Origin of the sequence: Paenibacillus sp. OAE614 (genome assembly GCF_040546645.1) — a bacterium.
Taxonomy (GTDB): domain Bacteria; phylum Bacillota; class Bacilli; order Paenibacillales; family Paenibacillaceae; genus Paenibacillus_AQ; species Paenibacillus_AQ favisporus.
Genome location: NZ_JBEPOD010000001.1, coordinates 6,899,748 through 6,922,349, shown reverse-complemented (window position 1 = coordinate 6,922,349; position 22,602 = coordinate 6,899,748). Strand labels below are relative to the sequence as shown.

General features: G+C 49.3%; 22 protein-coding genes, 1 tRNA gene and 1 pseudogene. 2 read left to right on the top strand and 22 right to left on the bottom strand.

All coding sequences use genetic code 11. From position 1 onward, the window contains the following. Nucleotides 1-18 precede the first annotated feature (18 nt). From ABIE48_RS31755 to rpsF, 7 genes are all read right to left on the bottom strand, one after another. Nucleotides 19-948, bottom strand: a complete 930-nt coding sequence (locus ABIE48_RS31755) for an ABC transporter permease (RefSeq protein ID WP_076172479.1) — start codon at nucleotides 946-948, stop codon at nucleotides 19-21. 92 nt (nucleotides 949-1,040) lie between these two features. Next, a complete protein-coding gene (locus ABIE48_RS31750) occupies nucleotides 1,041-2,531 on the bottom strand; it encodes an ABC transporter substrate-binding protein (protein ID WP_076172481.1) in 1,491 nt (496 codons plus the stop codon). A gap of 349 nt (nucleotides 2,532-2,880) precedes the next feature. Then, nucleotides 2,881-4,401 (bottom strand): response regulator, encoded by a 1,521-nt coding sequence (locus ABIE48_RS31745; RefSeq protein ID WP_192716942.1) that lies wholly within the window; start codon nucleotides 4,399-4,401, stop codon nucleotides 2,881-2,883. After that, nucleotides 4,394-6,229, bottom strand: coding sequence for a sensor histidine kinase (locus ABIE48_RS31740; RefSeq protein WP_192716908.1), 1,836 nt, complete (start codon nucleotides 6,227-6,229; stop codon nucleotides 4,394-4,396). The genes ABIE48_RS31745 and ABIE48_RS31740 overlap by 8 nt, the downstream gene beginning before the upstream one ends. Nucleotides 6,230-6,555: 326 nt before the next feature. Further along, nucleotides 6,556-6,828 (bottom strand): 30S ribosomal protein S18, encoded by a 273-nt coding sequence (gene rpsR / locus ABIE48_RS31735; protein WP_076172485.1) that lies wholly within the window; start codon nucleotides 6,826-6,828, stop codon nucleotides 6,556-6,558. A gap of 21 nt (nucleotides 6,829-6,849) precedes the next feature. Then, nucleotides 6,850-7,329, bottom strand: a complete 480-nt coding sequence (gene ssb / locus ABIE48_RS31730) for a single-stranded DNA-binding protein (RefSeq protein ID WP_145162262.1) — start codon at nucleotides 7,327-7,329, stop codon at nucleotides 6,850-6,852. Nucleotides 7,330-7,386: 57 nt separating this feature from the next. After that, the gene (gene rpsF / locus ABIE48_RS31725) at nucleotides 7,387-7,674 is read right to left on the bottom strand and encodes a 30S ribosomal protein S6 (protein WP_076172488.1); all 288 of its coding nucleotides are present in this window, start codon (nucleotides 7,672-7,674) and stop codon (nucleotides 7,387-7,389) included. Between the two features lie 201 nt (nucleotides 7,675-7,875). Between rpsF and ABIE48_RS31720 the strand changes: the two genes are divergently transcribed. Continuing rightward, nucleotides 7,876-8,070: a YjzC family protein gene (locus tag ABIE48_RS31720; RefSeq protein WP_076172489.1), complete on the top strand. Its 195-nt coding sequence runs from the start codon at nucleotides 7,876-7,878 to the stop codon at nucleotides 8,068-8,070. 433 nt (nucleotides 8,071-8,503) lie between these two features. On the opposite strand, the gene ABIE48_RS31715 is transcribed toward ABIE48_RS31720, so the two are convergent. The 4 genes from ABIE48_RS31715 to ABIE48_RS31700 all read right to left on the bottom strand — a co-directional run bounded on the left by ABIE48_RS31715 (nucleotide 8,504) and on the right by ABIE48_RS31700 (nucleotide 10,079). Then, a tRNA-Ser gene (locus ABIE48_RS31715) sits at nucleotides 8,504-8,594 on the bottom strand. Nucleotides 8,595-8,661: 67 nt separating this feature from the next. Next, a complete protein-coding gene (locus ABIE48_RS31710; protein WP_145027525.1) occupies nucleotides 8,662-8,880 on the bottom strand; it encodes a DUF951 domain-containing protein in 219 nt (72 codons plus the stop codon). 2 nt (nucleotides 8,881-8,882) lie between these two features. Next, nucleotides 8,883-9,812 carry a mechanosensitive ion channel family protein gene (locus ABIE48_RS31705; RefSeq protein WP_483312674.1) on the bottom strand — a complete coding sequence of 310 codons (930 nt, stop codon included), beginning with the start codon at nucleotides 9,810-9,812 and terminating at the stop codon, nucleotides 8,883-8,885. Between the two features lie 6 nt (nucleotides 9,813-9,818). Then, nucleotides 9,819-10,079, bottom strand: a complete 261-nt coding sequence (locus tag ABIE48_RS31700; RefSeq protein ID WP_076172602.1) for a putative Se/S carrier protein — start codon at nucleotides 10,077-10,079, stop codon at nucleotides 9,819-9,821. Between the two features lie 144 nt (nucleotides 10,080-10,223). On the opposite strand from ABIE48_RS31700, the gene yyaC reads away from it, so the two are divergent. Further along, complete coding sequence (yyaC, locus tag ABIE48_RS31695) at nucleotides 10,224-10,829, top strand: spore protease YyaC (RefSeq protein WP_076172492.1); 606 nt, start codon at nucleotides 10,224-10,226, stop codon at nucleotides 10,827-10,829. On the opposite strand, the gene ABIE48_RS31690 is transcribed toward yyaC, so the two are convergent. The 11 genes and pseudogenes from ABIE48_RS31690 to rnpA all read right to left on the bottom strand — a co-directional run bounded on the left by ABIE48_RS31690 (nucleotide 10,804) and on the right by rnpA (nucleotide 22,551). Continuing rightward, nucleotides 10,804-11,304, bottom strand: a complete 501-nt coding sequence (locus tag ABIE48_RS31690) for a DUF4446 family protein (RefSeq protein WP_105445568.1) — start codon at nucleotides 11,302-11,304, stop codon at nucleotides 10,804-10,806. The two genes, yyaC and ABIE48_RS31690, sit on opposite strands and share 26 nt — an antisense overlap. A 210-nt stretch (nucleotides 11,305-11,514) precedes the next feature. Then, a pseudogene (locus ABIE48_RS31685) lies at nucleotides 11,515-12,664 on the bottom strand (aminotransferase class V-fold PLP-dependent enzyme). A 92-nt stretch (nucleotides 12,665-12,756) separates the two neighbouring features. Continuing rightward, the gene (locus ABIE48_RS31680) at nucleotides 12,757-13,596 is read right to left on the bottom strand and encodes a ParB/RepB/Spo0J family partition protein (RefSeq protein WP_076172494.1); all 840 of its coding nucleotides are present in this window, start codon (nucleotides 13,594-13,596) and stop codon (nucleotides 12,757-12,759) included. Then, nucleotides 13,589-14,350, bottom strand: coding sequence for a ParA family protein (locus tag ABIE48_RS31675; RefSeq protein WP_076172495.1), 762 nt, complete (start codon nucleotides 14,348-14,350; stop codon nucleotides 13,589-13,591). Before ABIE48_RS31675 ends, ABIE48_RS31680 begins: the two co-directional genes overlap by 8 nt. 406 nt (nucleotides 14,351-14,756) lie before the next feature. Next, nucleotides 14,757-15,572, bottom strand: coding sequence for a nucleoid occlusion protein (gene noc / locus ABIE48_RS31670; protein ID WP_145027521.1), 816 nt, complete (start codon nucleotides 15,570-15,572; stop codon nucleotides 14,757-14,759). Between the two features lie 721 nt (nucleotides 15,573-16,293). Next, entirely contained in the window at nucleotides 16,294-17,016 is a 723-nt protein-coding gene (rsmG, locus tag ABIE48_RS31665; protein WP_192716910.1) for a 16S rRNA (guanine(527)-N(7))-methyltransferase RsmG, read from the bottom strand. Nucleotides 17,017-17,019: 3 nt separating this feature from the next. After that, nucleotides 17,020-18,906, bottom strand: a complete 1,887-nt coding sequence (gene mnmG, locus ABIE48_RS31660; RefSeq protein ID WP_076172498.1) for a tRNA uridine-5-carboxymethylaminomethyl(34) synthesis enzyme MnmG — start codon at nucleotides 18,904-18,906, stop codon at nucleotides 17,020-17,022. Nucleotides 18,907-18,965: 59 nt separating this feature from the next. Beyond that, nucleotides 18,966-20,342: a tRNA uridine-5-carboxymethylaminomethyl(34) synthesis GTPase MnmE gene (gene mnmE / locus ABIE48_RS31655; protein WP_192716911.1), complete on the bottom strand. Its 1,377-nt coding sequence runs from the start codon at nucleotides 20,340-20,342 to the stop codon at nucleotides 18,966-18,968. A gap of 190 nt (nucleotides 20,343-20,532) precedes the next feature. Further along, on the bottom strand, nucleotides 20,533-21,237 hold the full coding sequence (gene jag, locus ABIE48_RS31650) for an RNA-binding cell elongation regulator Jag/EloR (RefSeq protein WP_145027515.1): 705 nt from the start codon (nucleotides 21,235-21,237) through the stop codon (nucleotides 20,533-20,535). Continuing rightward, nucleotides 21,234-22,127, bottom strand: a complete 894-nt coding sequence (locus ABIE48_RS31645; protein ID WP_145027513.1) for a YidC/Oxa1 family membrane protein insertase — start codon at nucleotides 22,125-22,127, stop codon at nucleotides 21,234-21,236. The genes jag and ABIE48_RS31645 overlap by 4 nt, the downstream gene beginning before the upstream one ends. A gap of 73 nt (nucleotides 22,128-22,200) precedes the next feature. Beyond that, nucleotides 22,201-22,551 (bottom strand): ribonuclease P protein component, encoded by a 351-nt coding sequence (rnpA, locus tag ABIE48_RS31640; protein ID WP_192716943.1) that lies wholly within the window; start codon nucleotides 22,549-22,551, stop codon nucleotides 22,201-22,203. Nucleotides 22,552-22,602: the final 51 nt, after the last annotated feature.

Sequence of the window (22,602 nt, the reverse complement as noted above, 5' to 3'; positions counted from 1 at the left end):
CTCCCTTCAAAAAATGATTTAGAATAATGCGCTGTCCTTGTCGATTTTGCGGACGACAAAGTTGGATACGATAACGAGTACAAAGCCGACAACCGATTGATACAGGCCTGCAGCGGTACTCATACCGATTTCGCCAGTTGTTTTCAGACCGCGGTATACGTACGTATCGATAACGTTGGTTACGGAGTACAGCGTACCCGAGTCTCTTGGAACCTGGTAGAACAGACCGAAGTCGGCGTAGAAGATCCGGCCCACTGCGAGCAGTGTCATGATAATGATGATCGGCGAGAGCATCGGAATCGTAATGTTCTTGATTTGCTGCCACTTGCTGGCGCCGTCGATCATGGCTGCTTCATACAGGGATTTGTCGATGCCCATGATGGAGGCGAGATACACGACGCTGTTATAACCGACGGATTTCCAAAGACTGACGAAGACAAGGATATACGGCCAATATTTTGGATCGGAATACCACTGAACCGGCTCGGCGCCGAACCAGCCGAGGATTTGGTTGATCATCCCGCGGTCCATGCTCAGGAAGCTGAATGCAAAGTATCCGACGATGACCCAGGACAGGAAGTAAGGAAGGAACATCCCCGTCTGATAAATTTTCGCCATCGTTTTGCCGACCAGTTCGGAGAGCAGAACTGCCATGGCTACGGACAGAATCAATCCAAGGATAATAAAAGCCAGGTTGTACAATAACGTGTTACGCGTAATCGTGTAGGCATCATTGGTGCTGAACAGAAATTTGAAGTTGTCCCAGCCTACCCACTCACTCTTGCTGATACTGGCCCAGAAGCCTTCCCGGTTGAAACGGTATTGCTTGAATGCCACGATCGTACCCACCAGCGGCAGGTAGGAAAAGAAGAAAAACCAAATGGCACCGGGCAGCACCATAAACAGCATGACTTTGTTTCTAATGAGGTTTTTGAAAAATGCGGCCATTCTGTTTCCCTCCCATGATTGATTGGTTATACATTGAAAAAGGACCGGGCGCTAAGTCACCCGCCCCGATCCTTTCCGAATTTTTTTCTACATTACTTGTTGTTTGCAGCTTTCCAGGCGTCAAGCTGAGTTTGAGCTTCAGCGATGACCTTGTCCAGGCCGGCTTGCTTGAAGGCCGCAATCGCTTTTGGCAGGTAGGTCTCCGGATCAACGGTACCGGTCATCAGGGATGCCCAGAACTGTTCTTTCACGTTTTGTACAGCTGCCATTTCGGTTGCTACTTTCGTGCTGTCGAAGTTGAAGCTAAGGATTGGAGAATCCTTACCTTCAGCGTTAAATTTCTTGAATTGCTCCCACTTGTCATCCGGGTCATTCGGGTTCAAGTAGAGCAGCATGTTGTTGCCGAGGGAGTACGACGGCATGTCGTAGTTTTTGCCCTCTGGAAGGTTTTCAATGTGCTTGTCGTCAACCTTCTTGTAGTGCGTTCCTTCGATACCGGAATCCACCATGTTGCGAAGAACCGGATCCGTATTCAGCAGGTTCAGGAATTCCATTGCTTTCTCCGGATGTTCGGAGTTCGCGGAAATCGCCATGATCGAACCTTGAACCGAAGTATTTGTGATAATGGCATCACTTGCAGGTGTCGATTTAACCGGATAGCCATAGCTTGCAGACCAAGTATTGTCAGCCAGCGGCTGGGTTTGCGCACGGTCCATGAACCAGTTGCCGGAAGTCATCAGATCGCTAGTGGAGCCTGTTGTTGCTGCTTCCGGAGCCACATAGCCGGCTTGATAATATTTGTGCATCGTTGTCAGCGCCTGCTTCATTTCTGGCGTTTCGAGGATGTCGACGATTTTGTAATCGGTCGTATCCAGCTTCACGGCCATTGGCAGGTTCTGAATGATGTAGTCATAAGGAACATAAGGAACGTAGTTCTTGTCCATCGCGAACGGTGTTACGTTCGGTTCTTTTTCCTTAATCGCTTTCAACAGCGGCTCAATGCTATCCAGGGAACGTACATTGGAGGTATCCAGTTTGTACTTGTCCACCAGGTTTTGGTTAAAGCGCCATACTTCTTGCTGAGGAAGCTCTTTGTTGGCCGGAATGCCATAGTTGTGTCCATCGACTTTGGAGCCTTCCAGGAAGGCAGGATCGATGGTATCTTTGATACCTTTTCCATATTTATCAAGCAGATCGTCGAGTTCCATGAACGCGCCTTTTCTTGCGTTCTGTACGTAATCGAATCCGCCTGCGGATGTGAACATAATGTCCATCGGTTCGCCGGAAGCTACGTTTACCTGCATTTTTTGCTGGTAGTCGCCCCAGTCGATCATTTTCATGGTGACGGTTGCATTAATCTTCTCCTGCGTATACTTGCTGACCTCGGCCATAACCTTGTCAACGTCTTTTTGCGGCGTGCCGATCGTGTACCAGATCAGGTTTACCGGTTTCTCGGAGCTTCCCGAAGATCCGGAACCACTGCTTTCCGCGTCTTTGTTGCCCCCACCGCACGCGCTGAGTACAAGCGCGAAGGCCGTCAACATGGCCAGTGCGAACGAGAAGCTTTTCTTACCCTTGCTCATGTGTGTTCCTCCCTTTTTGTGTTGCAGTCAATGTTGTCTAGCTGTCTGCCCACCAAGCGGCCAAACCGGCTTTTTATTTTATTGTTTCCGGCTCGGTTTGTTTAACTAAGATAACCTTAACGGATGTAAGCCGTTACAAAAAGAAGATAAACTAAATAAAACCGTGTACAAATTAAAGAAAAGGTTTTCTTTTTGTCTAAATTTGTCATTTTTTCAGTGAAACGCTTACTTTTATTGTTTTTCTTTCATTTTCATTTGGTTTTTTCTGCATCAAACGTCACAAAAAAACCCTAAACCGGATGAGATGGTAGGTGTTTAGTCTCATCTGATTCAGGGTGTCTCCAGCCGGTCAACCCAGCCCCTTGTAATCCGTCGGCGAGATCCCGACATATTTCCTGAACTGTTTATAAAAATATCCGGTCTCCCAGTAGCCTACGTTCCGCGCAATCTCCTGCACCTTGAGGTTCGTGTTCTTCAGCTGCTGCTTCGCCTTTTCGATCCGGAACTTGTTGATGTATTCGGCGAACGTTTCCCCGGTTTCCTTATGAAACAGCTGTCCCAGGTACACCGGATGAATATGATACTGTGCCCCCAGTGTCTTCAGCGACAGTTCGTCCGCATAATGATTGTGAATATGGACCAGCACCTGATTCACGACGGGGTTCTTCATATCCTGAAGCAGCGACTGGACCGCAGCCCCAGCCACTTCCTGCAGAGCAGTAATGAGATCCTGCAGCGAGGAGCTGTCCCGGACCCTGCCTAAGCCGTTCTTGAATATATCCGACTCATCCGTATGCTTGATCTGCTCAAGCTCCATTTTGAAGCGAATCACCAGCTCCAGGGCCGCGTTCAGCAGATCCTCCGGGCGGATATGTCCCGCCTTCTGCATCTGCTCAAAGTCGTCTTGGATTTTTCGATTCAGCCCGGCCTCGTCCCTCGCCAGAATCAGCTTGGCGTATTCGTCCCAAGCGATGGCGATATGCCGCTCCGGGCCGCCGCTATTCTCCTCCAGGCTGGTGTAGTCGATGATCCGCCGATCCGGAAATACCATAAAATACTCCAGCGACTGCTTGGCCTCCTTATAGCTGATAGAAGCCTCTCCTGGCAGACTCACCGCCGAGCCGACACCGATATGCACCGTGCAGCCCTGCCTCGCTAAATCAGCCTCCAGCTGCTCCAGTGCTGTCATCAGACGAGCCTTCCCCTCCTGCGGGTTCTCCAGACTTCCAATAAGGACAGTATCCCCATCCACATCGCGGAACAGCGTCAGCTCCGTGCTGTCTTCCAGCAAATCGTCAACCTGCCCGAACAACGCCTCATCGGCTGCGGTCCGAAGCACCGCCACGGCCATATAGGGACGGTCCAAGTTCACGCCAAGCAGATCGGCTCTTTCTATAAATTCCGGAGGGGCGATCTGCCCGTTCATCCATCGATAGAGCGTATTGTCCTTCAAAATTTGCACATCGAACGCGCTGTACAATCCGCTCGCCCTCGTACTGTCCAGCTTGGACACGGTATTTCGGAGAGTCGATTCCAGCTCCTCCACATTGATCGGCTTCAGCAAGTAGTTCTCGATACCGAGCCTCATCCCCTGCTTCAAGTAATCGAACTCGTTGTATCCGCTTAGGATGATCACCTTGAGGTCGCTGCGGGTTTTGCGAGCCTCGCCGATCAGACTCAGGCCGTCCATCACCGGCATGGAAATATCCGTAATCAGCACATCCACGGGCGTAGACGCCATCACCTCGAGCGCCTGGCGGCCATTCTCTGCGTGCCCGACGATCTCCAGCCCCAGCGCTGCCCAATCCAAAATATCGTACAGCCCTTCGATAATGAACGGCTCATCGTCCACAATAAACACTTTATACATCTTCAGCATCCGTCCCTTCCCGGTTAGGATAACGTACGGTGACAACCGTACCGACTCCAGGCCGACTGTCAATTTCCACCCCGTAAGCCGGACCGTACAAAAACTGCAGCCGGCTGTGCACGCTGCGCAGCCCAAACATTTCGCCGGACTCCTCCGGCTTCCCGAGCTCTTCATGGATCTCAGCCAGGCGCTCAGGCGTGATACCTTTGCCATTATCCGTAATCACAGCCACCAGCATATCGCCTTCTTCCCTCACCCGAATGTCCAGATGATTATCGTCGCGATTGGTCTGGATGCCATGAACGATATAGTTTTCGATCAGCGGCTGCAGCGACAGCCTCATGACCGATTTGCCCTGCAGCGCCGGGTCTGAATCAATCGTATAGCCGAACTTCTCCTTATAACGGATCCGGAACAGCTCCAGATACAAGCGGCATGCCTCCAGCTCATCCTTGAGCGTGTAAATTTTTTTCTGCTTCACCAGGCTTTTGAAAAGCACGGACAAACTATAGATCATTTCCCCGACATCTTTAGCCCCTTGGGAAATGGCCCGCATCCGAATCACTTCAAGCGTATTGTACAAAAAGTGAGGATTGATCCGCGCCTGCAGCGCCACCAGCTCCGTCTGCTTTTGTTTAATTTCGGCTTTGTACACCCGCTCGATATACAGGTTCAGCTCGTCCAGCATGTCGTTAAAGCTTCGGGAAATCTGGCCAAGCTCGTCTTCTCCCGGGTTATCGATCCGTGCGGACAAATCCCCGTTTTTTACCTTGCGCGTAATCCTAATAATCCGGTTCGTCCGGTTGGCGAAATTAATCACAAAGAAGGCCGGGAAAAAGATCGCAAACAATATACAGATCCCGCTGATCGTTATAATCGTCTTCCGGATACCCGAATAGCTGGCCTCCACGTCCTTTTTCGGAACTGCACCAATCACGACGTACCCGTTGTCAGCCGAAGTCAGTTTGTTGATATACATTCGGCTGCTGACCTCAGCCGGGCGGGTATTCCCACCGTCATACAGCGAATCGGTCACATCCATATACGGATAGGTCTTTCCATAATATTTCCCTTCCGAATCATACAAAACCTTGCCGTCCGCCGAAAGCACCGCAATATCCCCTTTAAAGCTGTCCTTATAGCTGGTCAGGGCATCGGTGATGCCGCCCGAATCCAAATAAACGAGAAACTGTCCCGCATTTTTGAGCTGACGGTTATTGATCGGTACCCGGATGGCGTACAGCTCCGGCGCCCACTGGTCCGCTGCCTTCCGGATCCAGTAATTCGGAGCGGTGATGCCTTTATAATCCATCGCCATAACGTCCGGAATATAGGAGTGGGTCATATCGGTCGTCAGCTGCTTATACTGCTTGTTTGGCTTGAACACTGACAGAAACTGCTTCTCCGAACTGTACAGCATGATGTTGCGGATATCTCCGTTTTCATCCATCACCTGCTGGAAATACTGAAGCGGGTCCGTTGAGTCGTTGTTCGTTTCGTTGTAAAACTGGTCCATCCGATGCTGGACATATTGCGAATAAGGATGCTCCATCAAAAAGGAAATATTCGAGAACAGCATTTCGTTCCGGTACATATCCCTGGCAATATTCTCTACCGACTGGTAACGCTGATCCAGATACCGGCTGACATTTTCCATCGCAGCCTTTTGGTTGTTGAGTTCCTTCTCCACGATCGATTGGGATAGGGAAGAGAACATCAGATAGGACAGAATCACGATTGTTAGAATGGCAATGATCGTGAAAATCAGCAGAATCCTCATGAACATGTTATTTTTAAAATAATTCCTGTAGATTCTGCCCAGTCCCATCGTAATCCCCCTTTTCGCCGTTTTTCCATTATATCATACCCTCGTTGATCATTAAGGAACACGCTGTTTACGAAGCCTGTTTGCGAATCAATCCAGCCGGAACTTCACTATCATGAAATTGCCCGGGAAATGGAAAGCTGTGCCCTGCCCTTTCCTACGGGTACGCTTACAACCTTACCGCCACTGCTTGATGCAGCAATACCCCTATGATAACTTTTCCGTTTCCCGTAAGACAAATGGAATAATTTTGAACATGTTCATCACAGCAAAAAAGCCAGCACCTGGGATGTCCAAGGTACTGGCTTTCTCGCTCGCCATGATACAGATTACTCTGTAGTGTATGGCAGCAATGCGATTTGACGGGAGCGTTTGATCGCAATCGTCAGCATGCGTTGGTATTTTGCGCTAGTGCCGGTTACACGGCGAGGCAAAATTTTACCGCGTTCGCTGATAAATTTCTTCAGCAGATCGGTATCTTTATAGTCAATGTGAGTAATTTTGTTCACAGTGAAGAAGCACACTTTACGACGTTTGTTACGGCCGCCGCGGCGAGCCGGTCTTTTATCGTTGTCTCCGCCTTCTCTTTGTTTAAAAGCCATGCTGTTTCAGTCCTTTCCTTATTAAAATGGCAAATCATCATCCGAAATATCAATCGGTTTTCCGTCATCGGAAAAAGGATCCTGATTGGAATTGTTCCGCGAGTAGCTGTTACCGCCACGTCCGCCGCCTCCATCGTAGGAAGGCTCCTCACGCGGGGTGCTTCCGCCTCCACCGCCTTCACGGTTGGATTCCAGGAAACGTACGTTATCGGCAATGACTTCGGTGACGTATACACGTTTACCTTCGTTATTCTCGTAATTCCGTACCTGGATGCGCCCTTCTACAGCCGTCAGACGGCCTTTGCGCAGATAATTGGCGCAGGTCTCAGCAAGCTGTCTCCATGTGACCACCGGAATAAAGTCCGCCTCACGCTCTCCGCCTTGCGCCGTAAACGGGCGATCCACAGCGAGCGTAAACTGCGTTACGGCTACCCCTGAAGGTGTATAGCGCAGTTCCGGATCCCGGGTCAACCGGCCGATCAAAATAACACGGTTCAACAATCGAGTCCCCTCCTTTGAGCGAATTTCATCACTAATTCCGTAATCCGTAAACGGATATTAAGCAACAACGTCAAGCGTAATGAGATAACGAATTACTTCGTCAGAAATTTTCATGAGGCGCTCAAGTTCGGCTACAACGTCAGGGTTGGCGCTGAAGTTAACCAGAACAAAAGTACCGTCACGGAATTTGTTGATCTCATACGCAAGGCGGCGTTTACCCATCACTTCATGCTTAGTGATTTCTCCACCGTTGGAGATGATGCCTTGGAATTTTTCGACTGCGGCTTGAACAGCATCTTGTTCAATGTCAGGACGAATAATGTACATCACTTCATATTTGCGCATATGTTTCACCTCCTTATGGACTTCGGCCCCTGATCATGTCAGGAGCAAGGAACGAGTCTAAACTCGCACCATATTAATATATCAAATTGGCCCAATGATTGCAAGTACAATGCCGCATTGATCCTGTTCCACACATGATTCTCCGCCAAGGGTACAAACTACAGAGGCAGTCCATTTTAACGATTAAAGGAGGCCTTGTCCATGGGTGAAAGAACCGAATTTGAACCAGGCGACAAAGCGCCGAACCCCGGCGTATACATGGAGGTTGGTGAAAACAGCTTCCATACTGAAATCACGGATCCGCAGCGGGTCGAGCTGGCTAAGGGCGATACCTTTCCAGAGACCTCGAAGAAAGACCGCAAATGGAAACGGATGACGAAAGCGCGGGTCCACTAATTTTACAAATGGATGCATAAGCGCACGAAAACTGCGCATATTACAATCAGGCGGTGCTTGAGAGAGGTGTGGTTCCGTTGGACATGATCAACGCAACAAAGCACAGGAAGTCAGAAACAGCACGTTCAAGAAGCGGAGGGAAGTGCTAAAAACACTTTATTGTCTAAAGCAAAGATTTGCTAAAGGCTGACCCGAGTTTCACTTGCTGAAGTGTTGTGTGGATGAATTCCAAAAAATCATGGCATCGCCTGCCAAATCGGAGGACCTTCTGGGTCCTCCTTTGGTTTGTATATAGCAGTAAATGCTCCCCTCTTATTATGAAAGCAAAGGATCATAAAGGGAAACGATCCAACAACTAAGAAAACCTCCAGTTTACTCAACTGAAGGTTTTCACTGTATGTATTCTATGCGCAGTCACTTAAAAAAGGGAATGTGGCGGAAAGAGAGGGATTCGAACCCTCGCACGCCTTGCGACGCCTAACTGATTTCGAGTCAGCCCCCTTAGACCTCTTGGGTACCTTTCCGCAGCAAAATTGATTATAGCACATGTCCATCATTTGTGCAAGCCCTTTACCCAAAAGCTATTTATTTCTAAGCCTGCCCTTCCGTTCCTTCTTCCGATTTCGAACGAAGCACCTTTTTCATATTTTTCTCAAACTTCGCCCGCGGGATCAATACGCTGTGCTGACAGCCGACGCATTTGATCCGGATATCCATTCCCATGCGGATAATTTCCATTTCGTTGCTGCCGCATGGGTGGTTTTTCTTCATTTGGACGATATCTCCGAGCTGAAACACTTTACGTTCCACCGTTATCCTTCCCCCATTTCGTTGTTCCCTTCTTTACCTGCCGCAAGCTCGGCCTGTGCCTGTTTCATCATGTCCTCGTATTCCAAAGCCTGCTTCACGTCGGCCTGAATCTGCCGTTCAACATCGCCTTTGGTGTTCGGCATACACTCAGCTACGATCCGGATGACGTATTCACTCGTGTTCAAGGATTGCACCCCGAGTACATTCGGCACCGAAATGACATTAGGATCCCGCTGCTGAATGCCGGTAAGCGCCTGTTTAATCAGGGCTACGGTTTCTTCCAGATTTCGCTCGTTTTTCATGGGAAGGTCAACAACCGCGAGCGCATTGGATAAGGAGTAGTTCGTTACGCTAGCGATGGAACCGTTAGGTAAAATATAAACTTCCCCGGTAGGGCTTACGATGCGTGTGGTCCGAAGGCCGATCATCTCTACAGTGCCTTTGAAGGTCCCTGTCTGGATAACGTCCCCTACCGCAAATTGGTCTTCTAATATAATGAAGAATCCGGTAATCACATCTTTAACCAAACTTTGCGCGCCAAAACCTATGGCCAAACCAAGCACTCCTGCTCCCGCAAGGAGCGGTCCCAAATGAAAGTTGAACTCCGACAGAATCAGGAGCACCATAATAAAATTGCAGGTGACCGCCGTTACGTTTTTCAGCAGTTCGGCTACCGTGGCGAACCTCCGCGGATTGACGTTCATCCGGCTTTGCTCCTGTCTCGCCAGGGATTTGTCTATAATTTTGGAGACAACCTTGATAATGACTCGGGTAATAAAGAACAGGATAATGATCCGAATGCCCGAAAACAGCACGTTGGTCCACATATCTACATTCGTCACCCAATCCAGAAACTTATCGCCGATACTTACCGCCTGCTTGACAGCCTGCTCTGGATTGGGAATGGTATCCTCCAGCCAAAACTTACTCAATCAACTCTACCTCCTATCCTCGATGCTCTTATATCCCTCTATGCTGTCTTTGAAGTAGATTCCCCGAATCTCCACCTGCTCCTGCTGGATGATCGTCTGTACGCTATCCAGCTGGTCCGGCGGGAACTGGATTGATAATGCACAGCCCGCTGTAATTTCCTTTGGTGTAGGAAATAAATCAATTTCAACCTCCGCATATTCAAGCAGCATCTCGGCGCGCAGCGCCTGCTGTGTCGAATCAAAAGCAATCAGCATCCAGGTTTCCATCTCCGCCACCATCCGTTTCTCCCCCACCTTGATTTGTGCTGCATTCGTCAGAATTACTTTTTCTATGGAATTCCTGCATGAAGTATAAAAACCCTCTTCCTTCCATATACTAGTTACTACCAAATGCAAGGAGAGGAAGATTCTATGACTCAGTGGCCAAAAACGTCTCCCAAACAGGAGCCTACATGCTTAAAAATACCACATACCGACCCTGAAATCCATTCCGCTATTATTCATCGTCTTCTGTTTCATCTCTCTCAAGCCGGGGAAAATCAACAGGTTATCGTTGTATGTATCGGTACCGACCGGTCCACGGGCGACTGCCTCGGTCCTTTGGTAGGCACTGCATTGGCCCGGTATAAAAGTCCATGGTTTCACTTGTTTGGCACGCTGGACGAGCCCGTGCATGCCGTTAACCTCCAGGAGACGCTCTCCTCGATCTATTCGCTGTATGACAATCCATTTGTCATCGGCATTGATGCGTGCCTTGGACAATCCTCCAGCGTAGGCTGCATTCAAGTCGCCAACGGCCCGCTCAAACCCGGCGCAGGCGTACATAAAGAATTACCGCCGGTTGGCGATATCCATTTGACGGGTATCGTTAATGTCGGCGGCTTTATGGAATATTTTGTATTGCAAAACACCAGGCTGAGCTTGGTGATGCGTTTGTCCGAAATTATTGCCTCAAGCCTTCATTCCGCCATTAAGGAATGGAAAGCCCGTACTACGCTTTTTGCAAGGCTAGAGTAATCGCCTCTACCTCTTCCGGTGAAAGGGGATAAGTCGACTGCCCGGCTTCTACCGGCTTGGCATAAACATAGGAGCTGTCACGGCTGTACAGCGCAGTGATGACGACTCCACTTCGATCGGCATCAACGATCGCAATCGAAAAGCTTAGATCGCTCCCTCGTTCGCTGAATGCATTGTAGCGTTTAATACCGATATTACCCTTGATCGTTTGGAGCTTGTTCAATGCCAGCGACAAGGATTCACGCTGCTGCTGCTGCTCATCCTCCACGCTGTCCACCTGTGTCTTTAGATCGATGAGCAGTGTTTCTAAATCCTCCACCCCGCTGCCGGCCATCATCGTTTCGTATTTGCGGCGAACTTTTCTAAGCTTTGCCCCTTGTGTCAGCACCAACACGAGCAAGATCAAAATGAGGAGTACGATCCCGCCAATGATTCCTGGTAATTGTTCACTGATTAAATCATTTAAGTCCGACATGCTGTTCATTCCTTTTCCTCAATCTTGACCTACCCGTTCCCAAGACGTATCGTGATCCCATATATTCATGGTCCTTGATACTATACGGTTAAAAATCACAAACATTAATTCTACCGGTTGTCCCTTCAGCTTTACAGGGGAGAACCGGTTTTGTCTTGCCATCGAGGTTTGATTACAAATAGACTTCGAGGCTTGCGTCAGGCCATCTAGTTAACGAACCAGCTCGCGCATCGCTTCAACCATCCGTTGAACCTCCTGCTCCGTGCTGTTCGCACCCACACTCGCCCTCACTGCTCCGGTCTTATCCGTTCGCACCGCATAATGAGCTAACGGTGTACAGTGCATCCCCGCCCTGACCGCGATTCCATATTGCCGATCCAAGCGGAAGGCGATTTCCGTAGAATCCCGGCCCTCGATCGTAAAAGCCACAATTCCGGTCCTTTCCTTCCCTTGTGCCGGACCAAGCAAGTTCATACCTGGCAGACCCTTCAACCCATCGATCATCATTTGGGTCAACGCCCATTCATGTTCATAAATCCGCTGCGGGGTTTCCTTTAGCACATACTCTACCCCTGCTCTTAGTCCGGCAATTCCGACCGTGTTCAAGGTCCCCGCTTCATACCGGTCCGGCCTTACACTGGGCATTTCCTTTTCCTCTGATTGGCTGCCAGTTCCTCCGTGGATCAGCGGTTCCAGTTCGATCTCCGGCGATAAGTAAAGCCCTCCCGTCCCTTGCGGACCGAGCAGCCCTTTATGGCCCGGAAAAGCCAACATGTCGATGCAGCAGGACTCCACATCAATATCCAGCACGCCGGCGCTTTGTGCAGCATCTACCAAGAACACTGCCCCACTGCTGCGTGCCAGCTCACCAATTCGCTGGATTGGCAGAATACTCCCCAACAAATTCGAGCTATGGCTGCAAACCACCAATCTCGGATGTTTGGATAAGCATGCCTCCAACTGCTGCATGTCCAGTTCTCCTTGATCATTTACCCCAATGTAATCCACTTGAATATCCAGTGTCCGCATTAAATATTCCAACGGTCTCCGTACGGAGTTGTGTTCGATCATCGTCGCAACGACATAGTCACCGGACTTCAAGATCCCCTTGATCGCCATATTCAATGCCTGGGTTGTGTTATGGGTGAAAATGATGTTATTCGGGTTCTTCACCCGAAACAACTGAGCCAGCACCCGGCGGGTCTCAAAGCAGAACCCTGCTCGCTTGCACAGCCATTTGATGACTCCCTCGTCCTGGATTCGCTGCCGCTTCCTCCATCGCCTTTTGCATGGCTGCCAAAACACCAGGCGGTTTCGGCCAGGAAGTCGCTGCATGATCCAGATATACAACTGGGTTCATATCCCGTTTCACTCCGATCCAAGGAACAAAGAATGACGCATCTTCGGTCCTTTTCAGGAATCACCTAGACGCGTCATCCCATCCACTGATCTTTATTGCAACAACTCCAGCAGCCGTTCCAGGTCCTGTTTGCTGTAATAGTTCAATTCGATTTTGCCTTTATCTTTGTTTTGCTTGATCTTCACTGTCGTTCTAAACCGCTCCCGCAGGGACTCTTCCAAGTTATCGATATAAGGATCTCGCTTTTTGACTTTCACCTTGTTTTTATCCGCCGGTTTCCGGTCGAGCTGTTTCACAGCCTCCTCAAGATCCCGTACGCTCCACTCATTGTTGACGCATTGCTTCGCCAACTGCTTGATGAGGGACGGATCCTTGAGACCAACCAACGCTCTCGCATGGCCCATGGAAATTGTTCCACGTGAAACATAGTCTTTGACTTCATCCGGTAAAGCCAACAAACGAAGGAAGTTTGCAATATGGGATCTGGATTTCCCCACCTTCAACGACAATTCTTCCTGCGTCAGTGAGTATTGATCCATCAAGCCCTGGTAAGCAACAGCCACTTCCATCGCATTTAAATTCTCGCGCTGCAGGTTTTCAATCAAGGCAATCTCCATCACCTGCTGATCGCTGAATGTGCGAACCACAGCCGGGATGGTGGCCTTGCCGCAGTATTGCGAAGCTCTAAAGCGCCGCTCCCCTGCAATAATTTCATATCCCTTGAGCACGCTGCGTACAATAATCGGTTGAATGACCCCATGCTGACGAATCGATTCGGCCAATTCCTGAATTGATTCCTCGTTAAAGTCCTTGCGCGGCTGGTAAGGATTGGCACGAAGTTGGCTGAGTGGGATTTCTACGATTTTGTCATCTTCATTAATCGAAAGTGAAGGAATTAAAGCATCGAGCCCTTTACCCAATCGTTTACTCATACGAAATCACTTCCTTTGCCAACTCTAAATATACCTCAGCGCCTTTCGAACGCGGATCATAAGTAATGATCGACTGACCATGGGACGGAGCTTCACTAAGTCGAATATTCCTCGGAATGATCGTTTGGTACACTTTTTCCTGAAAGTATTTCTTTACTTCTTCAATCACTTGAATCCCCAAATTTGTCCGAGCATCCAGCATGGTAAGCAGAACGCCTTCAATTCGGAGCGAAGTGTTCAAATGCTTCTGGACGAGACGAATCGAATTCAGCAGCTGGCTTAATCCTTCAAGGGCATAGTATTCGCACTGGATAGGAATAATGACCGAGTCAGCGGCAGTAAGTGAGTTAATAGTAAGTATACCAAGAGACGGCGGACAATCGATTAAAATATAGTCATAATTTGCTTTCACCAACTGAAGCGACTTTTTAAGCCGAAGCTCCCTTGAAATGGTCGGTACCAGTTCGATTTCCGCTCCAGCCAATTGAATCGTTGCCGGAATAATATGAAGTCCTTCGATTTGCGTTTGCAGGATCGCATCCTTGGGATGTACATCATTGATAATCACATCATAAATGCAGTTCGCTACATCCGCTTTATTGACACCCACCCCACTGGTTGTATTGCCTTGGGGATCGATATCGACGAGCAGCACCCTTTTTCCGAGCGAAGCCAATCCTGCACCGAGATTGACGGAGGTTGTCGTCTTGCCGACTCCGCCCTTTTGATTTGCTATGGCAATAATTTTGGACACTCAATTCACCTCTATGTGTATGAAGACTCTTCTTGTAGGTCGCGGGATTGTGATCATCAGCAAAACAAACGGCTGCAAATACCTGTATGCCCCCCGGCGGTAAATCAGAAGTACCGGTGTTTCAAGTATACAGATACGCAGAAACGGCTTCGCCCTGCAGTAGTGCGCTTCCCCTTGCTGGAATAACAAGAAAAACCTTTACTCAATTATTCGGACACCATCAATGAACAACTTTGATTTCAGAACATTGACGAGAAAAATGGGAGATGCGAACTTTCCCTCTCCCCCTCTATTCTTCCATCTTATGAAATTCAGCTGCCTGGAACCTATGATTTCATGGTTTAGAGCATAAATTCATTATGACTTCCTAAAAAAAGCGGCCGCTCAGCCGCTCAGCTCCATCGTATTAGCGCTTAGGAATTTTGATCACGATCTCATAATGATCCTCATGGTCGTTTTCCTGCGTTTTAATGGCCATCCCGGATCCAGACACCATATCGATGGATTGGCGAATCGTGTTCAACGCCAACCGGACGTCCTTGGAGTAAGAGATGCGCTTTGCCTTTTTAATTTTTGCCGACTCCTTGTAAAAGGCAACTCTAGCCTCCGTTTGTTTCACGTTCAGCTCTTTGGATACAATCTCAGCCAGCACTTTCAGCTGCAGTTCCTCGGTATCGAGGGACAGTAACGCGCGGGCGTGCCGCTCAGTAATTTTGCGCTCCATCAGTGCATTTTTTACTTCATCGGGAAGATGAAGCAGCCGGATTTTATTGGCAATCGTTGATTGGCTTTTCCCAAGGCGCTGCGCCAAGCTCTCCTGCGTAAGCTGATGAAGGTCAATGAGCTTTTGATAGGCAACGGCTTCCTCGATGGAAGTCAGGCCTTCACGCTGGAGGTTCTCGATCAATGCAATGGAAGCAGCTTGGGAATCATTGAATTCACGGACAATGGCGGGAATGGTCTCCAAACCGAGTTTGGAAACGGCACGCCAGCGCCGTTCACCGGCAATAATCTCGTATTTGGCATTACGGATACGAACAACAATGGGCTGGATCACCCCATGCGTCTTGATCGTTTGACAGAGTTCGTCGATTTTATCGTCATCAAAAATGGTCCGGGGCTGGTAAGGACTGCTTACGATTTCCTCCACCGGAATTTGCTTTACTTCATCCCCATTGCTTCGTTCCGTCAAACCAAACAATTTAGAAAATTGTTCTTTCATTCCGTATATTACCACCTAAATTCGTAATAGCACCGCTAGAGCACCTAACAACAATCTACAGATCATCGAGACATCCACGTTGGATATGGGTAACAACTAACCCTTGAGCTTTGACAGCTGCTATCCAGACATAGAGAGACGTTCAATGACTTCAAAATGGAAGATGAGAATCGTCAGATCCGAACGCAATTTATGTATAAGGTTCACATGACTGAACGGTCTGACAGTCAGACCACTTACCAACGATCATCCCTCTCTATCATACCATTTGAAGCCAGTTCATAGAATACAGTTTATACTCTATTCTACCACTTTTCTTCATATAATCCTATTCTCCAAAGTTCCCGATTTTTCCTGCCATTTATCCATTTTTTCACATTGGGAAAAGCATTTATCGAAGGAACGTCAAAGAAGACAAACCGCTTCTATCAGAAGCTTTTTTTGCGATTTTACAGTGATTCGGCACCGTTATATTTATCACTCTATAATCTTAGTAAAGCGACTATCGCTGTATCTTTATAGAGGACAGAACGCGTATTTCAGAAGTTTTCTTGAAATTATATAGGATCGAACAGCTCCGCTAATAATTTTTATATATCTATAATCTAAAAAAAGAGGACTGTTCCACGTGAAACAATCCTCTTCATTTTATATATGACTTAGTTTCAGTCGACTGCACATTCCATAGGGTCTGATACAGCTTGCTGAAACCGGTTTTTTCTTATACTAAGGGCGATTTAACCGCAGTTCCGGCCTTTCTCGGATATTTGCCTGGTGTAGGCGCAGTCTTACGGATCTGGACAATATGGCGAGCCGATTCCTCTACAGGTAGCAAGAAGCGTTCCACTTCGATCACCTTGCCCCGCAGTTCCTTCAAGCTTTTGGCTGCCTCCTGTACTTCCTCCGTCGGATCGCTTCCTTTCATCGCCGCAAACAGACCGTTCACTTTGACAAAGGGGAGACAGAACTCATTCAGGACGGCCTGCCTGGCCACTGCTCGGGCGGTAACGAGATCGAAATGATCACGGTACCCCGCCTTCCTTCCCCAATCCTCGGCCCGGCCATGGAGAAGTTCTACATCCTTAAGTCCAGTCTCCTGCACAATGTGCTGCAGGAAGGAAATGCGCTTGTTTAACGAGTCGATAATCGTCAGCTTCAAGTGTGGAAAACAAATCTTCAGCGGGATTCCCGGGAATCCCGCCCCTGAGCCGATATCGGCAAGTGTTCCGATCTCCCCCATGTTCACATAAAACGCCAGGGAGATGGAATCATAGAAATGCTTGGTGTACACTTGTTCCCGCTCGGTAATCCCGGTAAGGTTCATTTTCTCATTCCATTCAACCAGTTCCTTGAAATAAATTTCAAATTGTTCCAACTGGGATGGTTCGAGCGTAATGCCATGTTCTTTTAAACGCTGCACAAATTGCTCTTGTATCGGATCCATTCGTTAACCTCTTGCCGCTGTAACGCGATTATAGTGTTCCAGATACACCAGCAGAATCGAGATATCTGCCGGCGTCACGCCGGAAATGCGTGAAGCTTGACCGATCGAAATCGGACGGATGCTGCTGAGCTTTTGACGAGCCTCGATGGCGATACCTTGAACATCGTTATAGTCGATCGATTCCGGAATCTTCTTCTTATCCATCTTTTGCAGACGTTCCACATGGATCAGCTGCTTTTCGATATACCCTGCATACTTGATTTGAATTTCCACCTGCTCCTTCATTTCTTCCGTTAGTTCATATGGCGAAGGTGAAATTTGTTCAATATGACTGTGGGTTACTTCTGGACGTCGGAGAATGGTCAGCAGGTTGCTGCCATCCTGAATCGGAGCGGAACCGATCGATTCTAACAGTGCATTCACATGGGAAGGACCCACCTTCGTTGAACGTAGGCGTTCGATTTCCAGCTCCACCTTTTCCTTCTTATCCAAAAACTTCGCGAACCGTTCTTCCGAGATCAGACCAATCTCATGCCCCACCGGCGTCAACCGCAGATCGGCATTGTCATGGCGAAGCAGCAGTCTGTATTCCGCACGGGAAGTCAGCAGACGGTAAGGCTCGTTGGTACCTTTCGTCACGAGGTCGTCGATCAGAACTCCGATATAGCCCTGCGAACGGTCGAGAATGACCGGTTCCTTGCCCTGTACTTTGCGCGCAGCGTTAATGCCGGCCATGATGCCTTGACCTGCAGCTTCTTCGTAACCGGAGGTTCCGTTAATTTGACCGGCGGTGAACAAGCCCGGCATCTTCTTCGTTTCCAGAGACGGCCACAGCTGCGTCGGTACCATAGCGTCATATTCGATCGCATAACCGTTGCGCATCATTTCAACCTTTTCCAAGCCAGGGATACTGCGCAGCATCGCCAGCTGAACGTCTTCAGGCATACTGGTGGACAGCCCTTGGACATAATATTCAGAGGTGTTCTTGCCTTCCGGCTCGAGGAAAATTTGATGCTTCGGCTTGTCGCTGAAGCGCACGATCTTATCCTCAATCGATGGGCAGTAACGTGGTCCTGTTCCTTCAATAATACCGGAGAACATCGGCGCCCGGTGCAGGTTCTCGTTAATAATGCGGTGGGTTTCCACCGAAGTATACGTCAACCAGCAAGGAAGCTGCTCATTATCAGAAGATTCCGTTTCATAAGAGAAAAACTTCGGTTTTTCATCTCCCGGCTGAATTTCCGTCTTGGAAAAGTCAATGGTGGACTTGTGTACACGCGGAGGCGTGCCGGTCTTGAAGCGAACGAGATCGAAACCCAGCTCGCGCAGATTTTCCGCCAGCTTCACCGAAGGCTGTTGGTTGTTCGGACCGCTTTCGTAGGTCAGCTCACCCATAATGACTTTACCGCGAAGATACGTGCCTGTAGTCAGCACCGTAGATTTAGCACGGTACGAGGTGCCGGTTTTCGTCACTACGCCGACGCAGACGCCGTCTTCTACAATCAGCTGTTCCACCATGCCTTGACGCATCGTCAGGTTCGGTTCTTTCTCCATCGTTTCCTTCATCGTTTGTTGATACAGGAACTTGTCGGCTTGTGCACGCAGCGCATGCACCGCCGGCCCCTTCCCTGTGTTCAGCATCCGCATTTGAATAAACGTTTTATCAATATTACGGCCCATTTCGCCGCCCAGCGCATCGATTTCACGGACGACATGCCCTTTGGCCGGTCCCCCGATCGAAGGGTTGCACGGCATAAATGCGACCATGTCCAGATTGATGGTAATCATCAGTGTGTTGCAGCCCATCCGCGCTGCGGCCAAAGCTGCTTCACAGCCGGCATGACCTGCACCGATGACGATGACATCATAGCTGCCTCCATCATAACTCATTGGACAAACCTCCTTCATTTTTCTGAAAATAAATGCATGAATCTATATGAACGAACGACTTATTTACCTAAACAGAACTGGGAGAAAATTTGATCCAGCAGCGTTTCAGCCGCCGTATCACCTGTAATCTCACCAAGCTGTTCCCAAGCAAGACGGACATCGATCTGGATCATGTCGATCGGGATGAACTGATCCGCCGCTTCGTAGGCATCCTGAAGCGATTTGTACGCCTTTTTAAGGAGAGCGATATGCCGGACGTTGCTGACATAAGTCAGATCGCCCGACTCCAGCTTCCCGCTGAAAAAGAGCGATGAAATCGCCTTTTCCAAAAGATCGATCCCCTCTTCGGTCATCACCGACATCGGGACGATCAATTCATCCGGATAGTACCTGGACAGCAGATCCCTGTCCAATTGCGAAGGTAAGTCCATTTTATTCATAATGACGATGGATTGTCTACCACGGATTTGTTCCATTAATTCCAGTTCGTCCTCGTGCGGCGGTTCGCTTGCATTCAGCACGAGCAGGATGAGGTCGGCTTCCGTGACCGCATGCTTCGAGCGCTCCACCCCGATTTTCTCCACAACGTCCATCGTTTCCCGGATTCCCGCCGTGTCCAGCAGCTTGAGCGGAATGTTGTTGATCGTGACGAACTCCTCGATGACATCCCGCGTCGTACCCGGAATGTCGGTCACAATCGCACGGTTCGTATGCGCCAGCGCATTCAGCAGCGAAGACTTGCCTACATTCGGTCGTCCGACGATGGCCGTAGTGATGCCCTCGCGCAAAATTTTCCCTTCTTCAGCGGTCTTCAGCAGCTTCTGAATGCCTTCCATAACTTCGCTGCTCTTCTGCTTAATGAACTCTGCCGTCAGCGATTCCACATCATGCTCCGGGTAATCGATATTGACTTCGATGTGAGCCATCGTTTCCACCAAGGTGTGGCGCAGCTCCCCGATTTTCTGGGACAACGATCCCTCTACCTGCTTTAATGCGATCGAGAAGGCACGGTCCGACTTGGACCGGATCAGGTCGATCACCGCCTCCGCCTGGGAAAGGTCAATCCGGCCGTTCAAAAAGGCCCGTTTGGTGAACTCACCCGGCTCCGCCAGACGGATCTCCAGCTGCAGCAGCAGATCCATCACCCGTTTGACCGAAATCACGCCGCCGTGCGTGCTGATCTCCACCACATCCTCCGTGGTAAAAGACCGCGGCGCCCGCATGACGGTGACAAGCACCTCCTCCACCCGCTCCTGGGTGTCCAGGTCGACGATATGCCCATAATGAACCGTATGCGACTCCGCCTTCGTTAACGCCGTTTTGCTGTGAAAAATCCGTTCGACTTCGGAAATCGAGTCCGGTCCGCTCACGCGGATAACGGCGATTCCCGCTTCCCCTACAGCCGTCGATATCGCTGCGATTGTATCTGTAAGCAAGGCTGTCACCTCTTTTTTTCTATATTAAACGTTCATCCGTTTGTTAACTCTATTGTTGCCATAACAAGACGTATCAAGACCTGCGACGCCTAGGCCCGGCGCCTCCCGGTGATCCCATTCAGGATTCAAAAAAAACAATGACTTCATAAGCTAAAGGTAAGCTCAATAAAGTCATTGTACAGGTCTCTCTTTACTTTATCGTAATGACTACACGCCGGTTGGGCTCTTCCCCTTTACTGTAGGTCTTCACCTGCGGATGATCCTGCAGCTTGGAATGGATCACCTTCCGCTCCTGCGGGGACATCGGTTCAAGAACGACCTCTTTATGGGTCCGAATCACCCGTCCCGCCAACCGGTCGGCCAAATCCTCCAGCGTCTTCTTCCGGCGCTCCCGGAAGTTCTCGGCATCGAGCACAAGCCGCACGTAACTGCTTGACACCCGGTTCGCCACAATGTTAGCCAAATACTGCAAGGCGTCGAGGGTTTGTCCCCTTCTGCCGATGATCAGTCCCAAATCGGGACCGAAAATATGAAGTGTCGTAGCATCCCTCGCGTGCTGGATTTCAACGCTCACATCCAGCCCCATGCTCTTTCCGACGTCAATGATAAACTCGGCAGCCGTTTCGTAAGGGTCTTTCTCTTCTTCCTCTATGGGAGCTTCGGGTTCATGTAAATCTAGTGGCAAAGGTTTCGCCGTCTCCACTGGTTCCGGTGCGGGCTCAGGCAGCAGTGTAAGTTCCACCTTTGCTTCCTTGACACCGATCAGTCCCAGGAATCCTTTTGACGGCTGCGATACGATTTGGACCGTGACCCGGTCGCGGCTTACCCCAAGCTGGGCCAGCCCTTGGTTTACAGCATCTTCAACGGTTTTTCCTGAAGCGACGACTTTGCTCATTTAGATTTTTTTGCCCCCTTCTTCCCTTTGTTATTTCCTTTACCGCCTTTGTTGCTGCTGCCTTTGTTGCCAGACTTGGCATTTACGCTTCCTCCAGCAGAAGAAACGGCGGCTACGTTCGCAGTCGTATTGTTGTTACGATACAGGAAGTAGTTCTGGATAATGGTGTACAGGTTACTGTAAATCCAGTACAGCGGCAGTGCGGATGGGAACTGGTAAGACATGAAGAAAATCAAAACCGGATACACCAGCATCATAAATTGCATGGCACCCTGCTGCGGGCTCGGGTTCATCTTCATCATCATGCGGGACTGCAGGAATGTCGTTGCAGCAGCAAGCAGCGGCAGGATGAACGTATGGTCCGGCTTACCCAATTGGAGCCACAGGAACGAGTGGTCACGAAGATGCGAGTTGTACACGATGGAATTATAGAGTGCGATAAAAACCGGCATTTGGATAACCAGCGGCAGACATCCCGCCATCGGATTAACCTTGTTCTCCTGAAACAGCTTCATCGTTTCCTGCTGCTGTTTCTCCGGCTGATCCTTATACTTCTCTTTTATCTTTGCAAGTTCAGGCTGAATCGCTTGCATCGCCTTGGAACTTCTAACCTGCTTAATGGATAACGGCAGAATAATCGTACGGACGATAATCACCATCACGAGGACGGCTAAGCCGTAAGCTCCGCCAAACCAACCGGCGAACGTATCTAATGCGAGCGAGAAATAATAAACGACGTTAGCCTGCCAAAAGCCGCCGTTCTTCATTTCTTCTGTAGTATGCGTCACAGTGTTGCCTGTTCCGCACCCAGCTAGTACAAGCACTGCGAGCATCATCACAGCGATGAGGAGGATCCATTTCCTGCCTCGGCTAGTCTTAAGTAGCGACACTTCATAACCCCTCTCTTAACGCTTCCATTCACCGTAAATCATACCATAATTAATTGGACAAAGAAACCAGCATTCAGCGCCCCGGCGGCTTCAGCAGCGACGCTTTCCGCAGCACGTGGAGAACACTTTTTTCAAGGTCTTTATAGGACATTTCAACGGCGCCTTTTCTTACAATAAATACAAGATCGACATGCTCGATCAGCTTGTCTTCATGGTGGCGCATAATCTCCTTGACCAGTCTTCGCATCCGGTTGCGTAGAACGGCATTGCCGACTTTCTTGCTGACGGATATGCCGACGCGGAACTTCTCTACCTCTTTTTTGCGGAACCAATAAACGACGAATTGGTAATTGGCAAATGACTTCCCATGCCTATATACGCGGCTGAAGTCAGCCCGGTTTCGTAAACGTAAACTTTTATGCACGAATATCCCCTGCTTGCTGCCCGCCATCCCGATGTACAGCGGCCTTTCCTT